Genomic DNA, 4,898 nt, shown 5'->3' on the forward strand with positions numbered 1-4,898 from the left:
AAAAAAGAAAAGGGCAGCGGCGAGGCTGCCCTTTGCGGGGTCATGCAGCGCTGAGCGGCTGTCAGCACAGCCGTCAGCACAGGCGTTAGCCCTTAGTGCTGGTGCCCGTCTTCGCCGTGCACATGGCCGTGCTCGATCTCTTCCTGGCTGGCTTCGCGCACTTCGGCAATTTCCACATCGAAGTTCAGCGGCTGTCCAGCCAACGGGTGGTTGCCGTCTACGGTAACCATGTCGCCTTGCACGTCGGTGATGGTGACCATCAGCGGGCCGCCATCAGTCTGGGCCTGGAACTGCATGCCCGGTTCAATGCTGTCAACGCCCTGGAATGACTCGCGGGAGACTTCCTGGATCAGCTGCGGCTGAATCTCGCCGTAGCCTTCTTCCGGGCTGACATTAGCTTGCAGCTTGTCGCCCGCTGTGCGGCCTTCCAGCTGCTTCTCGAGCCCCGGGATAATGTTTCCGGCACCGTGCAGGTATGTCAGCGGCTCACGGCCTTCCGAGCTGTCCAGCACCTCACCAGCCTCGTTGGTCAGGGTGTAGTGAAATGCCACAACGGTGTTTTGCGCAATCTGCATGAAAGAACCTTTGTTGAGTAAATAGCAGGGTTAAGCATTAATGGTAACGCGGCTGATTCGGGCTGTCAGTGGTCGAACAGGTTTTTTCAGTTTGCTTGAGCACACACTGAGACTAATTCACGTCAGCGGGCGGGTTGCTAGCTGCGGTTCCTGGGGCTACCCTTGCAGGGATTTCATTCATCACCCAGATCCAATCCTGATTCGGAGACCACAATGACGATCGCCATTATCTGGCTGGTTGCTTTCGTATTCTTTCTTTACATGCTGCTTGCGCGCTGGGAGGCCTCGGTCAGTGCCAAGCTCGATGCCCTGTTGCCAGCCGTCATGCGCAGCCATGATGATCGCTATGTGCTGGCGCCTGCATTGGCCGTGTTGCTGGCAACGGCGATTGTCGCGCCAGTCGAAGTGCTGATGGTTGCGATCATCATTGGTGTTGTGGCTCTGGTAGCCACTAAGGTCACAGGCTTCGTCATGGACAAAGCTACGCTTCGCTGATGCGTTTGCTCCATGGGCGTTACTGAACGAAAAAACCCGATACCATCAAGGTATCGGGTTTTTTGCTGACTCTGCAACGCTCAAATCAGACGCTGTGTTGCCAATGCCTCAAGCCAATGCCTCAATAGGGCACGACGCTGGCGTTGCGGCCGTTACCGACAATGCGCACACGCTGACCGACCTGGAAGGGCTGGTCGGCTTTCTGAACGATAACGACGTTTTGTCCGTCTTCCTTGCGCACTTCAATTTCCCAGGCAGTGACGCGGTTGAGGCGTTCTTCTGCCGCGCTACCGGCAGCTGCACCACCCACTGCGCCCGCTACCGTGGCGATCCTGCGGCCCGAGCCGCCGCCTATGCTACTACCCAGGATGCCGCCAATGGCGCCACCGCCGACGGTGCCGACTAGGCCTCCAGCACGGCTGTCAGCCTGAATCTGCACCTGACGCAGCGCAGTGATGGTGCCAATCGTCACGTTCTGGGCTGTCCCTGCTTGGTCGGCGGAATAGACGTTGCCCGAAAAAGGTGCGGTGTTGGCGCAGCCGCCAAGCGTCAGGGCGCTGGCTGCGATAATCGGAATAAGTCGCTTCATATGTGTTCTCCTTGAACATCCTGAGTGGGAGTAAAGGCCAAGACGGATGGTTAGTTAGGAAACGCTGTTTTGCTGATCTTAACGCTTACCCCAACACTACGCTAGCCTTGATCGCCGCAGCAGGCAAGAGCGCAGGAAAAAGGGAGGGGCCTGAGCCCGCTCCCTTTGTATCAAGCGCTGCTATGCAACAGCAGAACGCTGATGGATCAGAACTGGTTCATGGTGTTGTCGCCACCACCGGCCTTAAGGGCCGCGTCACCGTGGAAGAATTCCTTGTGGTCGTCGCCAATGTTGGAACCGGCCATGTCCTGGTGTCTGACGGTGGCGATGCCCTGACGGATTTCCTTGCGCTGTACACCTGCTACGTAGGCCAGCATGCCTTCGTCGCCGAAGTAGCCTTTGGCCAGGTTGTCGGTCGATAGAGCAGCCGTGTGGTAGGTCGGCAGGGTGATCAGGTGATGGAAGATACCGGCCTCACGAGCAGCGTCGCGCTGGAAGTCAGCCGTCCACTGATCGGCCTGGTCGCACAGTTCGGTGTCGTCGTACTTCTCGTTCATCAAGTCGTCACGATCGTAGGCGCTGACATCCTTGCCTTCGGCCTGCCAGGCATCGAACACCTGCTGGCGGAAGTTCAGCGTCCAGTTGAACGACGGCGAGTTGTTGTAGACCAGCTTGGCATCTGGGCAGACTTCACGAATGCGGTTGACCATACCGGCAATCTGGCCGACGTGGGGCTTTTCGGTCTCGATCCACAGCAGGTCGGCGCCATTCTGCAGGCTGGTGATACAGTCCAACACCACACGGTCTTCGCCGGTGCCCTGCTTGAACTGGTATAGGCCAGACGCCAGACGCTTGGGCTTAAGCAGCTTACCGTTCTGCTTGATCACCACGTCGCCGTTGTTGATGTCTGCGGCGTTTTCAACCACGTCGCCATCAAGGTAGCTGTTGTACTGGTCGCCCAGGTCGCCCGGCTGGTTGGTCACGGCGATCTTCTGGGTCAGGCCAGCACCCAGGGAGTCAGTACGTGCAACGATCACACCGTCGTCAACGCCCAGCTCAAGGAACGCATAGCGCACAGCGTTGATCTTAGCGATGAAGTCTTCGTGGGGCACGGTGACCTTGCCGTCCTGGTGGCCGCACTGCTTCTCGTCGGATACCTGGTTTTCCAGCTGGATTGCACAGGCACCGGCTTCAATCATTTTCTTGGCCAGCAGGTAAGTCGCCTCGGCGTTACCGAAGCCGGCGTCGATGTCGGCAATGATCGGCACCACGTGAGTCTGGTGGTTATCGATCTGCTTGACCAGTTCATCGGCCTTGGCGGAATCGCCTGCCTTTCTGGCCTCGTCCAGGTCGCGGAACAGGTGGTTCAGCTCCCAGTTGTCAGCCTGACGCAGGAAAGTATAAAGCTCTTCGATTAGCGCCGGGACGCTGGTTTTTTCGTGCATGGACTGGTCGGGCAGCGGGCCAAACTCGGAACGCAGAGCAGCGATCATCCAGCCTGACAGGTACAGATAGCGACGCTTGGTTTCGCCGAAGTGCTTCTTGATGGCGATCATCTTCTGCTGGCCAATGAAACCGTGCCAGCAACCCAGCGACTGAGTGTATTTGCTGCTGTCTGCATCATAGGCCGCCATGTCTTCACGCATGATTGCAGCGGTGTAGCGGGCGATGTCCAGGCCAGTGTGAAAGCGGTTTTGTACCCGCATGCGTGCAGCGTCGTGCGGGTCAATGTTGTCCCACTTGCCGCCCTGTGCCTTGCGCAGTTCTGTCAGTGCTTTTACCTGGTCCTTGAATCCTGTCATGAGTTATTACTCCCGGTTAATGGCCAATCACTTGATGTCTGCATCGACGGGTCTTGCCTGACGTCGCCGCGCTTTCCTTTGCTGCTATCCATACGCACTCAGCATATGCTGCAAGTGCGAGATGATGCCAGTCTTTTTTGCTTTGCGCCGGGCTGCCGGCTTGCCGCTGTTTTTCCGCTCGCGTTCTGATTTCTTCAAGCTCTGCACCGCTTCCGTCGGCGGTAACAACAAGAGTGTTACTGGTGGAGCTCGGCGGCGCAGGAGGTGTCAGCGGCTCGCTGCATCCTGTGCTGTTAGTCACTATGACCGGACAGGATAGTGTTCGGCAATTGGCCCTTGGGGGGAGGGGGGGTTGTAACTTGACTACACGGCGGCCGCTTTCGGGGCATCTGTGTAGTCACAAACAAAACGTGGGTATCAACCATGCAAAACGGGTCGAGTGCGTTCAGTCGATGAGGAGCAGTTTCATGTTGCGATGCAAAATTCCGGCCTCGATAAAGGCGTCGCCACAGGCCTGGAACCCCAGCCTTTCATAGAACGCCAGGGCATGAACCTGGGCGGCCAACTCGACCTGCTCAAACCGTTGGCTGCAGGCAGCCTCGATAGCAGCGACCATTAGTGCTTGGCCGACACCATTACCGCGCTGGTCAGCAAGTACCGCCACTCGGCCGATATGGCCGTCGGGCAGTAGCCGCGCGGTGCCGACAGGGCGTCCATTGTTGTAGGCCAGAAAATGCAGGCAGCCGAGGTCGAGACCGTCCCACTCTTCCTCTTGGGAGACCTGTTGTTCATCGATAAAGACAGTTCTGCGAATCTGCCCGGCTTCTTCACCCAGCGTGTTCCAGTCACCCTGTGCAATGGTGATGCAAGCTGTTTCTGCCGCCATTAGCCTCAGTCCTCTTGGTCGTCTTCCGGGTGCTCGTGAAAATCCCAGGGCCAGCACAGGCTGCCGACATCCAACAGATGGGTCAGCAGCTCGGCGGCACCATCATCCGCGAGCAGCTGCTTATCAAGAACCGTTTCAGGGTTGGCCAGGGCTTGAGCCAAACCAAGGCCGGTGGTGATGCCATCGCCGTCGGCAAACAGCGTGGCTAGGTGGGCGTCGAGAGCGCGCCAGGCAAAGCGTGACCCAGGGCTGCGCTCCAGCACTTCGCCATCCTGTAGCAGACCAACAAGCTCGGCCGGATCGCTAGGGGTGTCGTTGGGTGACAGCTGGTCGGGATACTTGGGCTGAGTCATCACTCGGCCAAACCACTGCGCCAGCTGAGCCGGATCGTCAAGAGTGTCGAGAATCAGAGCGCGCATGCGCGCCACGGCGGCATCATCCAGCTCGCTGGTATCCGGGCCTGCGACCATGCCGGCATCTGAATAGCGCAGCGAGCCGGGCAACTCCTCGCCTAGGTAGTCGGCGAACGAGGTAATCGCTTCGTCGGCTGC

General features: G+C 58.4%; 6 protein-coding genes. 1 reads left to right on the plus strand and 5 read right to left on the minus strand.

Translation table 11 applies throughout. The annotated features are described in order from the left end of the window. Positions 1–92: 92 nt before the first annotated feature. Positions 93–575, minus strand: a complete 483-nt coding sequence (locus ACTH3D_RS11195; protein WP_441667195.1) for an FKBP-type peptidyl-prolyl cis-trans isomerase — start codon at positions 573–575, stop codon at positions 93–95. A 213-nt stretch (positions 576–788) separates the two neighbouring features. Between ACTH3D_RS11195 and ACTH3D_RS11200 the strand changes: the two genes are divergently transcribed. Further along, a complete protein-coding gene (locus tag ACTH3D_RS11200; RefSeq protein WP_441667196.1) occupies positions 789–1,070 on the plus strand; it encodes a hypothetical protein in 282 nt (93 codons plus the stop codon). Positions 1,071–1,191: 121 nt separating this feature from the next. Here ACTH3D_RS11200 and ACTH3D_RS11205 read toward each other — a convergent pair whose 3' ends face one another. The 4 genes from ACTH3D_RS11205 to ACTH3D_RS11220 all read right to left on the minus strand — a co-directional run. Then, positions 1,192–1,659, minus strand: coding sequence for a glycine zipper 2TM domain-containing protein (locus tag ACTH3D_RS11205; protein ID WP_441667197.1), 468 nt, complete (start codon positions 1,657–1,659; stop codon positions 1,192–1,194). Between the two features lie 206 nt (positions 1,660–1,865). After that, positions 1,866–3,461: an isocitrate lyase gene (locus ACTH3D_RS11210; RefSeq protein ID WP_441667198.1), complete on the minus strand. Its 1,596-nt coding sequence runs from the start codon at positions 3,459–3,461 to the stop codon at positions 1,866–1,868. 445 nt (positions 3,462–3,906) lie between these two features. Continuing rightward, positions 3,907–4,347 (minus strand): GNAT family N-acetyltransferase, encoded by a 441-nt coding sequence (locus ACTH3D_RS11215; protein WP_441667199.1) that lies wholly within the window; start codon positions 4,345–4,347, stop codon positions 3,907–3,909. Between the two features lie 5 nt (positions 4,348–4,352). Next, on the minus strand, positions 4,353–4,898 hold a 546-nt coding region (locus ACTH3D_RS11220; RefSeq protein WP_441667200.1), incomplete at its 5' end, for a winged helix domain-containing protein.

Origin of the sequence: Halomonas sp. (assembly GCF_052095765.1) — a bacterium.
Lineage (GTDB): Bacteria > Pseudomonadota > Gammaproteobacteria > Pseudomonadales > Halomonadaceae > Halomonas.